This is a genomic window from Gemmatimonadota bacterium (genome assembly GCA_016720805.1).
Lineage (GTDB): Bacteria > Gemmatimonadota > Gemmatimonadetes > Gemmatimonadales > GWC2-71-9 > Palsa-1233.
Genome location: JADKJZ010000002.1, coordinates 99,221 through 116,533 on the forward strand (window position 1 = coordinate 99,221; position 17,313 = coordinate 116,533).

The window sequence follows — 17,313 nt, forward strand, 5'->3', positions numbered from 1 at the left end:
TGCGGCCGGCGGCGTCTCGCTCACCGAGGCCGGCTGGTGAAGATCTTGTTCACGATGCGCCACTCACCCCGCACGCGCAGCAGGTTGAGATAGTCGACGTACACCGACTTCGGATACGTCTCGGTCACCTTCACCGAGGCAGCGTTGTCGGTGATGTCGACCGCCGTGATCCGGAGGGTCCCCTCCTCTTCCTTTCCCGCGTTGGCCACGAAGCCCTTCTGCCACTCCGCCTGCGTGAGCTGGCCGATGGTGCCATCGCGTTTGATGAAGAGGAGTTTCGCCTCGGGCCAGAAGGCGGCCTGCAAGGATGGCACGTCGTTGAACTTGAGCCCGTGGAGGTAGCGCTCGACCACGGCGCGGACGGCCGCCTGATCGGACGGCGCGCTCGCGGTCTGTTGTGCGGCGAGCGCCACGGGCGCGGTGATGACGGCCGCGAACAGGAGGAGCCCAGGTGTCAGTCGCATGACCGGCCTCGTGGTGCAGGGTGTGGGGAAATCACTTGGCGACGACGGCACGCGCGAGCCGTCCCTGGATGGCACGGAACGGCAGCTGCTTGCCGCCGGCGATGTTCCAGCCATTGAAGACGACGACCATGTCGAGGTCGGGGAAGGCCACGGGAAGTTGGCCGCCGAATCCCGACCCGGCCCAGACGAACTTGGCCGGGTCGAGCGGGTCGGGGTGAAGCCACCACTTCAGGCCGTACCGTGAAGCGTTCGGCCCGGAACCGGTCGCGACGGCCGGCGTCACGGACTGGCGCACCCAATCGGCCGACACCACGCGCTGATCGCGCCACGTCCCCTGCTGCAGGAAGAGCTGCCACACGCGCGCGAGGTCGCTGGCCTCGAGGTAGAGGCCGCCCTCGGTGTCGGCGGTGCCCGACGGCGTGCGCTTCCAGAACCAGCGCGAGATGCCGAGCGGCCGGAAGAGGTGGGCCGCGCCGTATTCCTCGATGTCCTTTCCGGTCGCCTGACGGAAGATGTGCGCGAGCAGCGCGCTCTCGCCGCTGCTGTAGTTGAACTGCGTCCCGGGTTCGCGCATCATCGGTCGGTCGATCGTAAAGCGGATCCAGTCTGCGCTCTCCTCGAGCGCCGTCGCGGTGTTGCGCGGATCGGTGTACGGCAGCGACTCGTTCCAGTCGAAGCCGCCAGTCATCGTCAGCAGGTGGCGCACCGTCATGTGCCGCTTGCGGTCGTCGATGTTGGCGACCTTCGTCGTGTCGAAGAATGAGAGCACTGGCGCATCGATGCTGGGAAAGTCACCGCGCGTGACCGCGGTCCCGATGATCACCGAGGCGACGGTCTTGGTCACCGACTGCAGCGTGTGCAAGTCGCCGCGGCGGTAGAACGGATGCCACCACGTGTTGTAGTAGTTGTACGGCCCGGTGAGGTCGTGCGCGTTGAGCCCGCCGGGAATCTTGGCCAGCGAGCCGTACGCGGCTTCGTAGTCGACCGGGTAGCTCTTGTCGTAGGCGACCCGCCCGTGGCGGATCACCAGCATCCGGTCGATGTTGCCGTAGCGCCCCGAGCGGATCTCGGCGTCGATCGAGTCGAGCACCGCCGCGTTGAGGCCGACCTTGGCCGGCGTGGTGCGCGGCCACTCGGTGCGCACGGGTGCCGCCTGGGCGGACACCTCCTGGATTCCAGCACTGGCGAGCAGGACCGCGAGGAACATCCGGCGGATTGAAGGCAGGCGCACGCGGACTCCAGGAAGAGGATGGGGGTGAATCATTTCGCGGCGTCGGTCGGATTGCCAAGCGTCTGGTTGAGGGCGACCGCCTCGCGCACCAGGTTGCGCACCGTCGGCGCCGTGATGGTCATTCCTTGGCGGAGTTCCAGCGTCGCCATCTCGTACTTGCCGCCAGGCTTCAGGCGTGGCTCGATCTCGGTGAGTCGCTGCCCGCGCCAGAAGCCGAAGAGCACCCGCTCCTCCTCGGCACGGATGAGCAGCACCGGGCCGTTGGCGAGATAGACGATGTGACCCCACTTGATGACTTCCTCGAGTGGCGCCGCGCGCTGGACGGCAGCGCGCAGCGACTCGACCACCGTGCGGCGCCAACCGCGGAGCGCCGCAACGTAGGCGTCAGGGTTCGCGGCGGGGACCACCTTCTTCATCGCCATGGAGATACTCCCGAGGGGGCCTGCGGAAGCTACCAGCGCATGACGGCCTGGGGGCGGGGAGGTTTCGGCAACCAGGAAAGGTCATCCTCTCGCAGGGGATGCCGGACACCGTCCCGGGGCGCGGCGTGGAGCGGCCCCCTCGATGCCGGGAACCGCCCCCTAGAGTGGCGCTCAGGCGGCCGCGGCGCCAGCCCGACGGATCACGCGCACACCGAGGGTGCGCTGAATCCGGGCCAGGTGGTGCCACGGATGCCGCATCGGATGGTCCTCGATGATGTACTGCACCGTGACCGGGGCATCGTAGCTGAGCGAGAACGGCACCGCGCGGTCGAGGTCGGCATCGGAGAGGCCCCGGACCTCGCGGGCCGCCGCCGCGCTGTTCTGTGCGAGCAGCGAGAGCGCGGCCTCCTTGGTCACGCCGGCGTGTTCCGCCGCATGCGCGGCGTTGATGCCGGCGACCACCTCCCATGTGACGTCGCTGATCACGTCGTGGGCGAGTGCCGCCCGGACCACGTCGAGTTCGATCGGGTACATGTTGGCGACATGGTGCACGATCACCCCGACGGTCCGGCCGTCGGGACGAACCGGCGTGGACCACTGTTCGGGTGTGAGATCCTGGGCGACGGCGGCGAGCAGGGCGGCGCCCTCCTCGATCCGGTCGGCGAGTTGGTTGGCGCGAGTCGACATCTGGTCCTCGGCGTGCATGGTGAAGCGATCCGGCAGAGTGCCGGGTCGACGTCAGGGTATGCGCAGCCACCGAGCGGGGAGCGACATGGTGCGTGGGGTGTCGACCATGCGTTGGTGTCGAAGGCGCGCCACGCCTCGTTCCGCCGTTGCTTGCCTGCGATTACCGGCCGTTCCATACTTCCCCGCTCCACGGCGCAATGCACCCTTCCTGACGAGCGAGTACCCACCATGGCGACCGAGACCACGATCGGCATCGACGAGGATCGGCGCCGCGCCCGCGCGGAGCATCAGGCACTCCTCCGACGCATCATCGCCGTCTACGACTCGCCGATCATCCGGGCCTATTGCACCATCCGCTTCCTCATCATCAACATCGACATTCTGCAGATCATCGGCCTCGGGATGCGCGACAAGCGACGGGTGCTGGAAATCGGCTGCGGCTTCGGGCTGTTCGGGCTCTACTTCGCTTCTCGCAACCCGGCGTTGCTCTACCACGGCTTCGATATCGATGCCGGACGGATCGCGATGGCCCGTGAGGCGGCCAAACGGCTGGGGCTCACCAATCTCCGCTTCGAGGTTGGGGATGCCTGCACCGACTTGCCGCTGGACGCGAGCTATGATTGCGTGGTGATGATGGACTTGTTGCACCACTTGCCGGACAGCGGCAAGGCACGGCTGCTGCAGGCGACCGTTCCGCGGCTGGAGCCGGGTGGACGCCTCGTGATCAAGGAGATCGCGCGGCGTCCCGCCTACAAGCGCTGGTTCACCTGGCTGCTCGACGTCGCGATGACGCAGAGCTTCGACATGTGGTACCGACCGGCGGAGACCTATCGTGCCCTCGTGGCGCCAGAGCTCACGATGGAGACCTATCCGATCGCGGACTGGCTACCGTATCCCCATGTCGTGTACCTCTTCACCCGCCCGGAGGGCGCTCAGGACCCGGCGGCCTGACTGGCGTCCCGCGCCTCGTCGGCGCTCGAGGCCCCACCCTTGGCCTTGGGACCATCCTGCTCGAGGTTGATCGGCACCCGTTCCGAGGGATGAAGCGGGAGCGCCCGACTCCACACCTTCCCGCGCACCAGCGCCTGCACCAGCGGAATCGGCTGATAGGCGATGCTCGACCACATGAAGACCTCGGTCGTGCAGTGGCATTCCTTGTTCGCGATCGAGGCGCGGAGCCGCTTCGCCTCCTCCGAATGCCAGATCTCGGGGAAGGTGTTGTTGCGCAGGTTGCCGATCGGCGCGTGAATCTCGCAGACACCGACATCCCCGTTCGCGTACACGACCCCGGAGATCCGACCCGCCTTGCACGGGATCACCTGTCGGTTCTGCTTGACGGTTTCCACCTTGCCCCACTGCAGCATCGGCTCCATCAGGAGCCGCGCCGCCCGACCTCCCGCGGCGCCCAGAGCCGCCGGATGTACTCGTAGAGCTCCTCGTACAGCGCCAGGCTCGGTCCCACCAGCGTCGGATTCTTCCGGTCGCCGCGGATGATCGCGAGGTTGTGGTGGTCCATCTGCGGACACCGTTCATACAAGTAGGTCGTCAGCTTCCGGATCTCGTCCATGTTGACGTCGGTGGCCGTCGAGATGGAGTGGATGCGCAGCCGCGGGTCGGACTTCTGCAGCTCGACCAGCGCGTCGTACGTCTCCATGGCATGCTGGAAGGCGTGGCGCGCGACGCGGAAGTTGTCGTGAAATTCCGGCATGCCGTCCAGCGAGATCTCGGCGACGAACAGCTTGAGGCTCGGCTCCTTGAGGACCTCGGTGATCGCCGCGATCGTCCGGGCCGTGAAGTAGCCGTTCGTCGGGACGTAAATCTCCTTCACCCCGTTGTGCTGGATGAACTGCCGGCAGATCTCGCCGAATTCCGGGCGAAGGAACGGTTCCCCGCCGGAGAGATTCAGGTTCTCGATCTTCCCCAGCGAGCGCGAGAGGGCAAAGAGCTCGTCCTTCGTCAGGTCGTTCTTCTGGTTCAGGGCGGTCCAGTAGAAGCAGTGCTCGCACTTCATGTTGCAGATCGAGTTGATGAACAGCACCAGAAATGGCGGGCTATCCATGTCGCGATAGGAGTAACTCGTCAGCCGGGCATGACGCGCCAGGCGCTGGATCGGGTTCATCGACACCCTCGGGGGGATGGTTGAGCTGCTTGAGGGGAGCAAGGGCCGGGCCAGACGCTCACCCGCATCGGTGAATATGCACCGAGGGACCCCGGGACGCGCCCTCTGGCGGGCCGGGGTCCCTCGGTTGCGACATCGGGGCGGTCAGGGAGTGCGATACAGCGTCAGGACGCCACTCTGGGTCGGCGAAATGCTGACCGTCCCGTTGGCAGTCGCCGTGACACTGGGGAGCGTGCTCCGCGTGCCGGACGAATTGGTCATTTCGACCCCGTAGGTGCCGACGCGCATGCCCCCGACGGTGTAGGTGCCCGGGGCATCGATGTGCAACACCACGGCCATCCCCGCTCCAGGATTGGTGAACGCCACCGGACGGACCGAGCCGCTCAGGCTGGTGGCCGCCACCCGGGTCGCGCCGGCCCGCACGTAGCGGAAGTACTGGCGCAGCGACTTCGTCAGCGCCCCCATCACCGGCCGGCCGCCGCTGATGTAGTAGTACTGGGCGCCGTTGTCGTTGGTCGGGTAGGCGAGCGTGTACTGCTGCCACGCCGACACGTTGCCGAGCGTCAGGTCTGCGTAGAGATCCTCGACACCGCTCCCGATATGCTCGAGCATTGCGGTGCCGAGGCCGAGCTGCGCCGCGCGCGTCTTGATGCCGACCACGTTGGCGTCGGAGACGCCGGCATAGCGGTGGTAGGCGACGTCCGTGAGGTAGGTGAGCGCACCCGGGACGGCCACAATCTGATTGAGATAGGCCACGGCGTTGCCCATGTTCATCACCGACGGCGCAATGAAGTCGGGATGGAAGCCTGCCGCGGCGAGGCGCGCACCGGTCGTGGCGATCAGGCCGCCAATGCCGGTCCCGGTCCGGATGGTGTTGTTGTCCGGCTCGAGAATCACTTCGACCGCGTTCGGCACGAAGCCGTACTGGCTCTGCATGTGCTGGAAGGTGGCCAGGATCAATTCGGCGTATTCGGCCGCCGATTGCTGTGCCGTCGAGTTGCCGAAGGAGACGTAGTTCAAGTTGACGTACAGCGCCTCACCGCGCGCCGCGAGCCGCGTCCGCATCGGCAACACCGTCGATTCGATCGACTCATCCAGCTTCGACCACTTGAAGCCCGAACCATTGGCGCTGTTCGGATCGGCGTTGTCGTTGACCCAGGCATAGCGCTGCGCGTTGTACTGCGCGGAGGTGATCGTGCCGGCACGGTACTGCGCGTAGTAGTCGACGGTATTTTCCGCGCCGCTGGCAATCTCCAGGCGGAGACGGTTGATGCCGAGGTCGTTGGCGGCGAGATCCATCAGTTCCGTCTGATATCCCGCGAACCCCGGCTCCGCCTGCCCGACCTGCGTGGTGGCTTCCCATCCCGTCATCAGCTGGAAGCGGATGGTCGTGTCCACGGTGATGGTCGCCGGCGCGGCGACGGCGGTGTAGGCCACCGATCGGGTCGCCGTGGCGCCGGCCGTGACCGTCGCGGTCTGCGAACTCGGTGCCGGGGTGTAGCTGGTCCCGCCCGACGTCACGGTGCTCGAGGTGATGGTGTACGTGCCGGGCGTCAATGCGGTGATGGTCTCGGTCGCAGTCACCGAGTGGCTGTAGCTGTTCGGTCCGGTCACCGTGATGACGGAATTGGCGCCACCCGGGAGCCCGCTCACCGTCACCGTCAATTGCCCGGTGGTGGGTGCCGGCACGGCGTAGGCGATGCTGCTGCTGCTGCTGCCACCCGCCGTGATCGTGGCGGCCTGCGAAGTCGGGGTGGCGAGGTAGGTGACACCACTCGCGACCACCGACGTCGCGGCGACGGTGTAGCTGCCCGGCAACAACCCGGTGATCGTCTCATTGGCCGTGACGGCATGGCTGTAGCCGTTCGGTCCGGTCACCGTGATGGCCGCATTCGCGCCACCCGGGAGCCCGCTGATCGTTACCGACAACTGTCCGGTGGTCGGCGCGGCCACGGCATAGGCGACGGCACCGGTACCGGTGGCGCCTGCCGTCACGGTCACGACCTGCGAAGTCGGTGCGGGCAGATAGCTCACACCGCTGAGTACGACCGGTGTGGCGGTGACGGTGTAGCTCCCCGGTGCCAATCCCTCGAGGGTCGTCGTCGCGGGGACCGCGCGGCTGAAGCCGTCCGGTCCGGTGACGGTGATTGCCGCCGCGGCGGGGGCGGGGACGCCGCTGACCGTCAGCGTCAGGCTGCCGGTGGTCGGGCTCGGCGCTGCGTAGCTGAAGGCGGTGACCGTGCGAACGCCGGCGGTGATCGCCGCCGCCTGGGCGGTAGGCGTCGGGAGATAGCTGACGCCACCGACCGTCACGGCGCTCGCGGTGACGGTGTATCCACCGATCGGAAGCGCGTTGATCGTTTCGGAGGTCGTGACCTGACGGCTGTATCCGTTCGGGCCGGTCACCGTGATCGCGGCCGCCGCACCACCCGGGAGGCCGTTGATGTCGACCGCCAGCTGCCCCATGCTGGGGGTGGGCGCGACATAGAGGACCGAGACGGCGACCGTGGTGCCCCCGACGACGGTGGCAACCTGCGACGCCGGGCCAGCCAGATAGTTGACGCCGGTGACCGTGACGGGACTGGCGGCAACAGTGTAGCTGCCGGGCGTCAGGCCGTCGATCGTGGTCGAGGCGGTGACCTGGAACGGGGTGCCATCGGGGCCGGTCACCGTGATGGCGGCGGCCGCGGGAATCGGGAGGCCGGCGATGGTCATCTGAAGCTGTCCCAACGTCGGCGAGGGCACGCTGTAGGCGACGTTGGCGGTGGCGCTCGCACCGGCGACGATGGTGACGGTCTGGGACGACGGAGACGGCGTGTGGCTGAGGCCGTTGACGAGCACGGCGACGGAATTGACGGTGTAGGAGCCCGGCGCCAATCCATCGATGACGGATGTCGCGTTCACGAGGCGTGCGTAGCCATTCGGTCCGCTCACGGCGATCGCCGCCGGCGCACCGCCGCCGAGACCGGTGACCTGGAGGTTGAGTCCTCCAGTCACCTGGGTGGACGGTGGTGCATAGGTCACGGCAACCGCGGCGACGTTGCCGCCGGTGACCGTGATCACCTGCGAGGCCGGGGTCGGGATATGTCGCGCGCCCTCGACCGCCACCTCGCTGGCCGCCACGGTGTAGCTGCCGGGGGTCAGCTGCTCGAGCTGCGACGAGGCCGTCAGAGTCGCTGCGAAGTTGTTGGGGCCGCTGATCGTGATCGCGGCCATCGCGCCAGTCGGGAGCCCGCTGGTGGTGACCGAGAGCGCACCGCTCGCCGCCACGACCCGGCGATACTGCACGACGCCGGTCCGCATTTCGGCGGTCACCACGACGACCGATTGACTCGCCGGTTCCGCCGCGTAGGTCTCGCCATCGATCGTGACGGGATTGGCCGCGATCAGATAGGTGCCGGCAATGAGGCCAGCCGCGGAGGTGGTCGTCGTCAGGTTCTGGTAGAAGCCGCTGGGGCCGGAGACGGCGACCGCGCCATTCACGCCGGCCGGCAGCCCTTCGACGGCCACCGTCAGGCTGCCGGAACGCGGTGCCCCCGGATGGTAGTCGACGTGGGCGCTTGCCGTGCCGCCGCCGTTGACGGTGATGGTCTGAAACGCCGGGCTGGCCAACAGGGTGACGTCGGCGGCGTCGACGTCCTGCGCCGCGAGCTGGTACTCGCCCGGCGTGAGGCCGGAGAGCATGCGGCTCGAGGTGAGGGTATCAATCCGGTTTGGTCCGATGACGATCAGGCGACCTGCCACACCCGCCGGCAACCCGGAGAGCGACAACTCGAGGGCACCGGTCGGCGCGGGACCCGTCAGGCCGCCACTGTCGGTCTCGCCACACGAGGCGGTCAGCAACAACGCCAGAAGAACGCGCCACCCGAGGGTGGTACGGGAAGATTTGGAGGAAATCGGCGTCATGTTCGTCATCGTCAGTCCAGTTCCATTGGGATGCAGCCCAACGACGAGCCTCGTCGTCGGACGTCCCCCGCGTCTCGCGAAGGGGGAATCCCGCTGGCGGCTGGGCGGGCTGCCACACCGTCGATACGGCGCTGGCGGACAGCTCCCTGGCTCTGCGACTCCGGGTCGCCCCGGGTGTGCTCTGTGCAGCGGTATGTCACCTGCGCCGGGCTGTTCTCCCGGTCCTGGTGTTTAGAAACTGCAAGGGAGAGGCCACAGTCGCCTCCCGCGCGTACATATCCAATAAGCCGTTGTTTTATAACGACTTATACGACTGCATATCGGCGACTGCCATTCAGAGTATCGGCAGGCTATCTCACAAATAGACAGTGCACCACCGGCCGGCGCCTGCCTGGAGGCATCCGGCCCCTCACGCGGCAAGGTGCCGAGTGGGGGCGGTAAGGTACTGCATGGTGCAGAGTTGGCTGGAAGCGGGTCGCGGCAGGACGGGGCGGGATACTGCGGGGGTGGTTACTGGGTCGCGGGTCGCCGTTTGAGGATGCGCACCTCACCGCCGCCAATGCTGGCCGGAACCTGGTGCGCGATGGTATAGGCGGAGTCGAGGTAGCTGGCGAGTGCCGGGGCCGTGGACTCCAGCCGGATGGGAAAGGTGGTGACCACCCACGTGGTCGCTGTTCCGGCCTCCAGCGCCTGCAGCTCGCCGACCGTGCGCACGATCGGCCACTGCTGCCCGAGCCACTGGTTCATCGGGAGTTCCATCATCTCCGTGCCGATGATCGGCTCGGTCGGCGTCCGCGCCTCGGCGAGCCAGGTCAGGGCGGCGGGGTAGTCCTGTTTCGGCGCCCAGGCGCGAGGCAGCAACAGCAATGACGCCAGCGTGACGGCTGACAGTCCCGCGTCCCCGATCCTGGTCGCGGCGCGAGGCAGCAGGCGCGCCAGCACCACGAAGCCACCGTGCACAGCCCACTGCACAACGAACGCGGCACCAAAGAAGAAGAACCGCGGCCACATGTTGTGACCGGTCGAGAGCAGCAGCGCCGCCATCATCAGCAGCGGCAGGACCATCATGATGGCCGCGAGTCGGTGGTGTCGCCACGCATCGTGCAGTCCGGCAAGCACCACCACGGCCGTGACCGGCAGCACCAGCGCACCGGCTGGCACGCCACGGATCAAGCCGGCAATCGCCTCGGCCAGAAACCACCCCGGGCGCTGCCACTCGGCGCCCGTGACCCCCGTCCCGGACGATCCCAGCGCCCCGACGAGTTGGGGGAGGACCGGCGCGTAGAGCATCATCGCCACCGTGCCACCGAGGACCAGCGCCACGCCGGGCGCCCAGCGTGCGGTGCCCCGTGGCTGCGCACGCAGCCACAGGAGCCAGCACACCCCGTGACCGGCCACGACGACCAGGGCGGTGACGTGCGTCAGCAGCGTCAGCGCCACGACCAGCGCGTAGCTCCAGACCCGACGCCTCGTCGCAGGCGTGTCGCGGAGCATGTCGAGCATCAGGCTGCTGGAGACCAGGGTGCCGAGCAACAAGCCGGTGTAGCCGCGCGCGTTCTGGGAGAACCAGACGTGGTGGTAGGACACGGCGAGCAGGGCGCCGGACCACCACGCCTCGCGCGCGGGGATCCAGCGACGGCCGAAGGCCACGGTGGCCCAGAGACTCAACACGCCGAAGATCACGGCGGGAAGTCTGAGCATTGCCGCCGATTCTCCGCCAATCGCCCGCACGCCGCGGGCGGCGATCGAGAAGAGAAAGTGCTGATTGGTGCTGTCGAAGGTCGTGAGCAGGACACTCCACGGCTGGCGCACGTACTCGACCAGCGTCTGGATTTCATCAAACCAGAGGCCGTCGTTGAGGCCGGGGAGGCGGGCGGCAAGGCCGACGATCAGCAGCACGAGGACGGGGATGAGGGGGAGCGGAGGCGCGGCTGTGGCCGCGGCGTCATGCGACGGCACGATGCGGCGCAGCCAGCGCGCGACCACGACATGCGCGGCCAGCAAGGCGAGGAAAAGCCAGAGTCCGACTGTGACGTCGGATGCGCCGGGAGCGACCGTTGCATCGCGGAGGACCGTCGCCAGTGTGCCCGGAAGGTTCGGCAGCCGAGACCCCTGAAGTGTGGGTTATCCTTTTGGCACGCCCAGTATACGCATTCCACGTTGGACCCGACAGGGAAGCCCGGGAGGGTGCATGGTGATGCCGACGCGCGGAATGCTCATGCTGCTCCTCGTCCTGCCGAGCTCCGGTGCGCACGCCCTCCAGCAGGCACCACTCGCGTCCCCGGCCGCACGCCAGAGCACGGCCGTGGTCACGGTCGACACTGCCACGCGCTTTCAGCGGATGAGCGGTTGGGAGGCGAACGCGCAAGCGGGGGAGGCGGAACCGGGGTTTGTCGGCTGGCAGGCGGAACTCATGGACCTCGCGGCGAACGATCTCGGCATCAATCGCATCCGGGTGGAGCTCCGCAGCGGTGCCGAGCACCGCGTGGATCACTACGCGCAATTCCGGGCGGGCACGATGCCGGAACCCGCCTGGGAGGCCGTCCGGTATGCGTGGGTCAATGACAATGACGATCCCGCGACGATCAACCCGGACGGCTTCCACTGGACGGCACTCGACGAGCACCTCGATGCAACGGTCGTCCCGCTGCGGGCGCGCCTCGCGGCGCGCGGCGAGACACTCTACCTCAACCTGAACTACGTCTCCTTCGGAACCTCCACGGCGCAGCAGGACCCGGCCGAGTATGCGGAGTTGATGCTGGCGGCGTTCCAGCACATGCAGAGCCGGTACGGCTTTGTCCCCGATGCGATCGAGGTGCTCCTCGAGCCCGAGAACACCGCGTGGCGCGCACCACGCATCGGGCAGGCGATCGCGGCGGCCGGGGCGCGGCTGGCCGCGGCAGGCTTCCACCCCGACTTCATCGCGCCGTCGGTGATGGACATGGCGAACGCCGTCCCGTTTCTCGATGAGATCGTCCAGGTGCCCGGGGCGCTGACCTACCTCAAGGAGATCGCCTACCATCGCTATGGTGGCGTCTCCGATTCCAACCTCGCGGCGATCCATGCACGTGCGGTGCAGTACGGGCTGCGGACGTCGATGCTGGAACACATCGGCAGTGATGCCGAGGATCTGTACAAGGACCTCACCATCGCCCAGGTCTCGGCCTGGCAGCAGTACACCCTCGCCTACCCGACCACCGACAACGGGGCGCAGTACTACTACATCAAGAACGGACGCCCGGTCGCGGGCCAACGCACCGAGGCCCTGCGCCAATATTTTCGCCACGTGCGGGCCGGGGCGTTTCGAGTGGGGGCCGCCAGCGACACCCCGCGTGTCCGACCCGTGGCGTTCACGAATCCGGACGGTCGGGTCGTCGTCGTGCTGCACCTGGAGCGCAGCGAAGTGCTCACCCTGAAGGGGCTGCCGGCGGGTCGCTACTACGTCGTTGCCGTGCCGGCCACCGCCGGCCTGGTCTACGCGACGGATATTCCGACCGGGGGGGACTTCGTCTTCGCGATGGGACTCCCCAGCATCGTCACGGTCTACCAAGTGCCATGACGCCCTCCCCGGAGCCCACCGGGGGGAGTACCTTGGGCGTTGTGGCACCCCACGTGCATCATCAACACCCAGAACTCAGCCTGCCCCGCCGTTGCCGGAGGATTGCGTGATCGAAGAGATCGTCGGGGATGCGTCTGCCGCTCTCCCCCGAGCCGTGAGTGTGGTGATCCCTGCCTTCAACGAGGGCGCCCATGTTGCCGACCAGGTGCGGGCCGTCCAGGCCACGATGGCGACGAGCGGGTGGGAGTACGAGATCATCGTGGTCGACGACGGTTCGCGCGATCATACCGCCACCGAGGCCGACGCCACCGGCGCGCGGGTGCTTCGACGGGCCATGAACCGCGGCTACGGCGCGGCGCTCAAGGTGGGGATTCGGCGGGCACGCTTCGACTGGATTCTGATCACCGATGCCGACGGGACCTACCCGGTGGAGTCCATTCCGGAACTGCTGGCCCGCGCCGAGCACAACGCAATGGTGGTCGGCGCGCGGCTCGGCAAGTCGGTCCAGATTCCGCTGATTCGCCGGCCGCCGAAGTGGTTCCTGAACCGCCTGGCGAGTTACCTCGCCGGCCAACGGCTCCCCGACATCAACTCCGGCCTCCGCCTGATGCGGAAGTCGCTGGTCGAGCGCTACGAGTACCTCCTCCCCGACGGCTTCTCCTTCACCACGACGATCACGCTCGCCGCCGCCTGCAACGGGCACCCCTTCGAGTACATCCCGATCAACTATCACGCACGACTCGGCGAGTCGAAGATCCGCGCGCGTCATGCCTACGACTTCACCCTGCTGATTCTGCGGATCATCGTCGTCTTCAATCCGCTCAAGGTGTTCATCCCGGTGGGCGCGATCCTCGCGGCCCTGGGGCTGGCGAAGTTCGGCTACGACATCACCAAGGACAACCTCTCCGAAAGCGCGGTGCTCGGACTGATCGGGGCGCTGGTCGTCTGGGCGGTCGGGCTCCTCGCCGACCAGAACACGCGATTCGCCAGCCGCCGTTGAAGCCCTGGCTCAAGGCGACCATCAGCGTCGCGCTGCTTGCCCTGCTCCTCGTGCTGTTGCCGTGGGGACAAGTGCGCGATGCGATCGGTCGACTGCCACCGCGCGTCTGGGCCGGCGTCGCGGCCGGATTCATCCTCGGCCACGCGCTCGGGATCTTCAAGTGGCGGCTCTTCGTCAATGCGGCCGGTGCGGGACTCACCCGGATCGACGCGACGCTCTGCTATGCCGCTGGTCTCTTCGCCAACCTCTGCCTGCCCAGCATCGTCGGCGGTGACGTGTTGCGGATCGCCCTCGCGGGGCGACTGACCAAGCGGCCCGAGGCCGCGTTGTGGGGCGGCATCATGGATCGCCTCACCGACATGCTGGCGTTGGCGCTGCTGGTGACCGGTGGGGCGTTGATGGCCCGCACGCAGCTCGACGGCTGGACCGGCGAGGTGCTCGGCATCACGCTCATGGTCGGGGTCGGGCTGGTGGTGCTCGCCCTGCCGCTCACCCTGCGGCGGCCGCTCGCGCGCTGGCCGCGCCGATTGCGGCGCCCGGTCGGTCGCGGGCTGGTCGGGCTTCGCCAGCTCCGGCGGCGGCCAGGGACCGCGCTCCTCGGGCTCTCCCTCTCGCTGCTGATCCAGGGCAGCTTCGTGCTCCTCAACGCCTGGCTCGGGCGGAATGTCGGGATCCACGTCGGCCTGGCCGTCTGGTTCCTCGTCTGGCCGCTGGCGAAGATCGCGTCGCTCATGCCGATCTCGCTGGGTGGTCTCGCCGTGCGCGAGGCCAGTCTGGCCGCCCTGCTGGTGCCCTTCGGGGTACCGGTCGCGTACAGTGTCGTCTGCTCACTGCTGTGGCAATCCGTCCTGATCGTCGGGGGTCTCTTCGGCGGGCTGGTATGGCTTGTGCTCCATCGTTCGCGTCGCATCAGCTTCGGCGTGAGCCATGGGAACATCAGCGTGACGGAGACGAAGGGGGAGTAGTGAGCGCAGGGGCACATCGGGTGGTCATTCTCGGGGCCGGGCCGGCAGGGGTCGGCGCGGCCTATCGTCTGCGGCAGGATGCCCGAGCCGAGGTGACGGTGCTCGAGCAGCACGACGTGCCAGGTGGAAACGCCGGCAGCTTCGAGTTTGGCGGCATGCGCGTCGACTTCGGCAGCCACCGCTTGCACCCGGCCTGCGATCCCGAGATTCTGGCCGACATTCGCGGCTTTTTGGGCGATGACCTCCGTGACCGTCCGCGCCATGGTCGGATCGGCCTGCGCGGCCGGTGGATCCATTTCCCGTTGAAGCCGATCGACCTGCTGGTCCGCCTCGACCCGGGCTTCGCGCTCGGGACGCTGCGCGACATGATCAGCAAGCCGTTCCGCGCGGCGCCCGCGGGCGACAGCTTCGGCGACGTGCTGATGGCCAATCTCGGTCCGACCATCTGCGAGTCGTTCTACTTCCCCTATGCGCGCAAGATCTGGGGTCGCGAGCCGACGGCGCTCTCCGGGATCCAGGCGCGTCGGCGAGTCTCCGCGGGTTCGTTCCTGAAGCTCGCGCGCAAGGTGCTCTCCGCCGTGCCGGGGCTCAAGCCACCGGGGGCGGGGCGTTTCTTCTATCCCGCGAAGGGCTTCGGACAGATCACCGAGGCGTATGCCTCCGCCGCGACGACGCTCGGGGCGGATCTGCGATACGGCCGCCGGGTGACTCGACTGGTCCCCCCTGCCACGGACACGGATCCGTGGGTGATCGAGATGACCTCCGATCAGGGCGCGGAGCGCATCGAGGCAGATCAGTTGTGGTCGACGATTCCGGTTGCGCTGCTGGCGCGCCTGATCGGCACCGGTGTGCCCGAGACGGTCCACGAGGCCGCCGCGAAGCTCGAATCCCGGGCGATGTTGCTCATCTACCTCTCGCTGCCGGTGCCGTCGTTCACTGAATACGACGCGCACTACTTTCCGGGCGCGAATATCCGGATCACGCGGCTGTCCGAGCCGAAGAACTATCCCGGCCTCGGACAACCCCCGGAGCGCACTGTGCTCTGCGCCGAGCTCCCGTGCGGTCCCGGCGATCCGTGGTGGACCATGGATGACGCCGCGCTGGGTGCCCTGGTCGCCGAGGACCTCGCGACGGCAGGTGTTCCGCTGCCCGTTGCGCCGACCGCCGTGCTCGTCCGCCGTCTCCCGCAGGCCTACCCGGTCTACACCACCGGCTACGAGCGGTGGTTCGGCATCCTCGATCAGTGGGTGGAGAGTCTCCCGCGGCTGTTGAGCTACGGTCGGCAGGGGCTGTTCGCGCACGACAACACTCACCACGCGCTGGCGATGGCGTACGCTGCCTCGGACTGTCTGGATCCGGATGGCTTCGATCAAGTCCGCTGGCGTGCGCATCGGGCGATCTTCGACACGCACGTCGTCGAGGATTGATGCCCGGCCGTGCACGCATGGCCCGTCGGGCACTCGTACGGGTGGCCAGTCCCGCCGCTGTCCTCTTCGGGATCGGCATGCTCGCCGCGTTCGGTCACAGCCCCGGAATCGCGTCGCAACGCATCATACCGTCGGAGGAGCGGACGGTCCTGGTCGGCGCAACGCTGATCGACGGCAATGGCGGCGCCCCGATGGCTGGTGCCCGAATCGTCATTCAGCACGGGCTGTTCGCCTGCGTCTCCGGCCCGGCGGGGTGCCCGAGCCGTCCCGGCGACCATGAACTCGATCTGGCCGGGCAGTGGATCACGCCGGGGCTGATCGACACCCATGTCCACCTCCCCTTCGCGGGCCCGCTCTCCGGGTTGATGCGAGCGCAACGGCTTCGTTTCGCGCTCGGCATCACGACGGTGCGCGACGCGGGCTCACGGTCCACCAACGAACTGCTCGCCGCTCGGACGCTGGCGGAGCATGCGACATCGCCGATCCCACGGATCGTCGTCGCTTCGCGCGTCGAGGAAGCCGACGCCACGCGCTTGCAGGTGCCGCTTGGGGCACCCGTGGTCGAGCGATTGGCGGCACTCGGTGTCGAGGCGATCAAGATCAAGCCGCCATTCGACCACGAGATCTGGCGCGAGGAGATACGTGCCGCACGCCGTGCCGGTATTCCCGCGTTCGGGCACACCTGGGCGGGGCAGACGGAGGACTTCACCCGCGACGCCATCGCGGAAGGGATCAGCGGCATCAGCCATATCATGGGATTGGTGCTCGCCGTGCAACCGGCCGGCGCGAAGTTGATCCCGCCGGGGTCGGAGGATGCCTTCTGGCAATGGGAGAAGGCGCTCTGGCTCACCATCGATTCCGCCCGGGTCGATACCCTGTTCCGCGAGATGATCGCCGCCAACGTCTGGCTCGAACCGACACTGGCGAGCGAGTATCACTTCGGGAGGCCGCTCCTGCCGCCCCGTCAGACGGAGTTTCTCGATGCGGCGCCGAGCCTGCGTGCGCTGCTGCTGGGCGGAGGCCCGACCGGGTTGCGTCCCGCGCCGGTCTTTCCGGAAGCGTGGCCGCGGCAGGCGGCGTTCGTGCGCGAATTCGTCCGGCGGGGCGGGATCGTGGTGGCCGGCTCGGATGGGCTCGCGCCGGGCATCGACCTCCACGAGGAGATCGCCCTGATTGGCGAGGCGACCGGCTCGCCGATGATCGGACTTCAGGCCGCGACCCGGAATGCCGCGATGGCCCTCAATCACCCTGAGGTCGGGACGATCGTGTTGGGGCAAGTCGGGGATGCGGTGATCTATCCGCGGGACCCGCTGGAGACGTCCGGCGGGACCCTCCTGCCCAACCGGGTAATCAAGGGAGGCGTGTTCTTCGACGGCGATTCGCTGCGCGCGGAATTTCGCGAAGAGTACGACGACCGAGTGCAACTGGCGTGGCGCTCCCGTGGGTGGCGCCTGGCGCAGTGGAGCGCAGGGATCATCGCGCTGCTCAGTGTGCTCTACCTGCCGCTTCGGGTCTTTCGCCAGCGCTGATCGC

At 67.8% G+C, this 17,313-nt stretch carries 14 protein-coding genes; 6 read left to right on the forward strand and 8 right to left on the reverse strand.

Features of this window, described 5'->3' with window-relative positions; all coding sequences use genetic code 11:
• Positions 1-20: 20 nt before the first annotated feature.
• From IPP98_03650 to IPP98_03665, 4 genes are all read right to left on the reverse strand, one after another.
• Positions 21-464: a nuclear transport factor 2 family protein gene (locus tag IPP98_03650; protein MBL0178205.1), complete on the reverse strand. Its 444-nt coding sequence runs from the start codon at positions 462-464 to the stop codon at positions 21-23.
• A gap of 31 nt (positions 465-495) precedes the next feature.
• Entirely contained in the window at positions 496-1,695 is a 1,200-nt protein-coding gene (locus IPP98_03655; GenBank protein MBL0178206.1) for a serine hydrolase, read from the reverse strand.
• Between the two features lie 29 nt (positions 1,696-1,724).
• Positions 1,725-2,111, reverse strand: coding sequence for a DUF1801 domain-containing protein (locus IPP98_03660; GenBank protein MBL0178207.1), 387 nt, complete (start codon positions 2,109-2,111; stop codon positions 1,725-1,727).
• 177 nt (positions 2,112-2,288) lie between these two features.
• Positions 2,289-2,822 carry a DinB family protein gene (locus tag IPP98_03665; protein MBL0178208.1) on the reverse strand — a complete coding sequence of 178 codons (534 nt, stop codon included), beginning with the start codon at positions 2,820-2,822 and terminating at the stop codon, positions 2,289-2,291.
• Positions 2,823-3,032: 210 nt separating this feature from the next.
• On the opposite strand from IPP98_03665, the gene IPP98_03670 reads away from it, so the two are divergent.
• Positions 3,033-3,755 carry a class I SAM-dependent methyltransferase gene (locus IPP98_03670; protein MBL0178209.1) on the forward strand — a complete coding sequence of 241 codons (723 nt, stop codon included), beginning with the start codon at positions 3,033-3,035 and terminating at the stop codon, positions 3,753-3,755.
• On the opposite strand, the gene IPP98_03675 is transcribed toward IPP98_03670, so the two are convergent.
• The 4 genes from IPP98_03675 to IPP98_03690 form a co-directional block, all read right to left on the reverse strand.
• On the reverse strand, positions 3,737-4,168 hold the full coding sequence (locus IPP98_03675; GenBank protein MBL0178210.1) for an SPASM domain-containing protein: 432 nt from the start codon (positions 4,166-4,168) through the stop codon (positions 3,737-3,739). The genes IPP98_03670 and IPP98_03675 overlap by 19 nt on opposite strands.
• An 8-nt stretch (positions 4,169-4,176) precedes the next feature.
• The gene (locus tag IPP98_03680; protein MBL0178211.1) at positions 4,177-4,923 is read right to left on the reverse strand and encodes a radical SAM protein; all 747 of its coding nucleotides are present in this window, start codon (positions 4,921-4,923) and stop codon (positions 4,177-4,179) included.
• Positions 4,924-5,067: 144 nt separating this feature from the next.
• Entirely contained in the window at positions 5,068-8,838 is a 3,771-nt protein-coding gene (locus tag IPP98_03685) for a hypothetical protein (GenBank protein ID MBL0178212.1), read from the reverse strand.
• A gap of 501 nt (positions 8,839-9,339) precedes the next feature.
• The gene (locus IPP98_03690) at positions 9,340-10,833 is read right to left on the reverse strand and encodes a glycosyltransferase family 39 protein (GenBank protein ID MBL0178213.1); all 1,494 of its coding nucleotides are present in this window, start codon (positions 10,831-10,833) and stop codon (positions 9,340-9,342) included.
• 193 nt (positions 10,834-11,026) lie between these two features.
• Between IPP98_03690 and IPP98_03695 the strand changes: the two genes are divergently transcribed.
• From IPP98_03695 to IPP98_03715, 5 genes are all read left to right on the forward strand, one after another.
• Positions 11,027-12,388: a hypothetical protein gene (locus IPP98_03695; protein ID MBL0178214.1), complete on the forward strand. Its 1,362-nt coding sequence runs from the start codon at positions 11,027-11,029 to the stop codon at positions 12,386-12,388.
• Positions 12,389-12,494: 106 nt separating this feature from the next.
• Complete coding sequence (locus IPP98_03700; GenBank protein ID MBL0178215.1) at positions 12,495-13,388, forward strand: glycosyltransferase family 2 protein; 894 nt, start codon at positions 12,495-12,497, stop codon at positions 13,386-13,388.
• Positions 13,385-14,353, forward strand: coding sequence for a flippase-like domain-containing protein (locus tag IPP98_03705; protein MBL0178216.1), 969 nt, complete (start codon positions 13,385-13,387; stop codon positions 14,351-14,353). The genes IPP98_03700 and IPP98_03705 overlap by 4 nt, the downstream gene beginning before the upstream one ends.
• On the forward strand, positions 14,353-15,780 hold the full coding sequence (locus IPP98_03710) for an FAD-dependent oxidoreductase (protein ID MBL0178217.1): 1,428 nt from the start codon (positions 14,353-14,355) through the stop codon (positions 15,778-15,780). The genes IPP98_03705 and IPP98_03710 overlap by 1 nt, the downstream gene beginning before the upstream one ends.
• A complete protein-coding gene (locus tag IPP98_03715) occupies positions 15,780-17,309 on the forward strand; it encodes an amidohydrolase family protein (protein MBL0178218.1) in 1,530 nt (509 codons plus the stop codon). Before IPP98_03710 ends, IPP98_03715 begins: the two co-directional genes overlap by 1 nt.
• Positions 17,310-17,313: the final 4 nt, after the last annotated feature.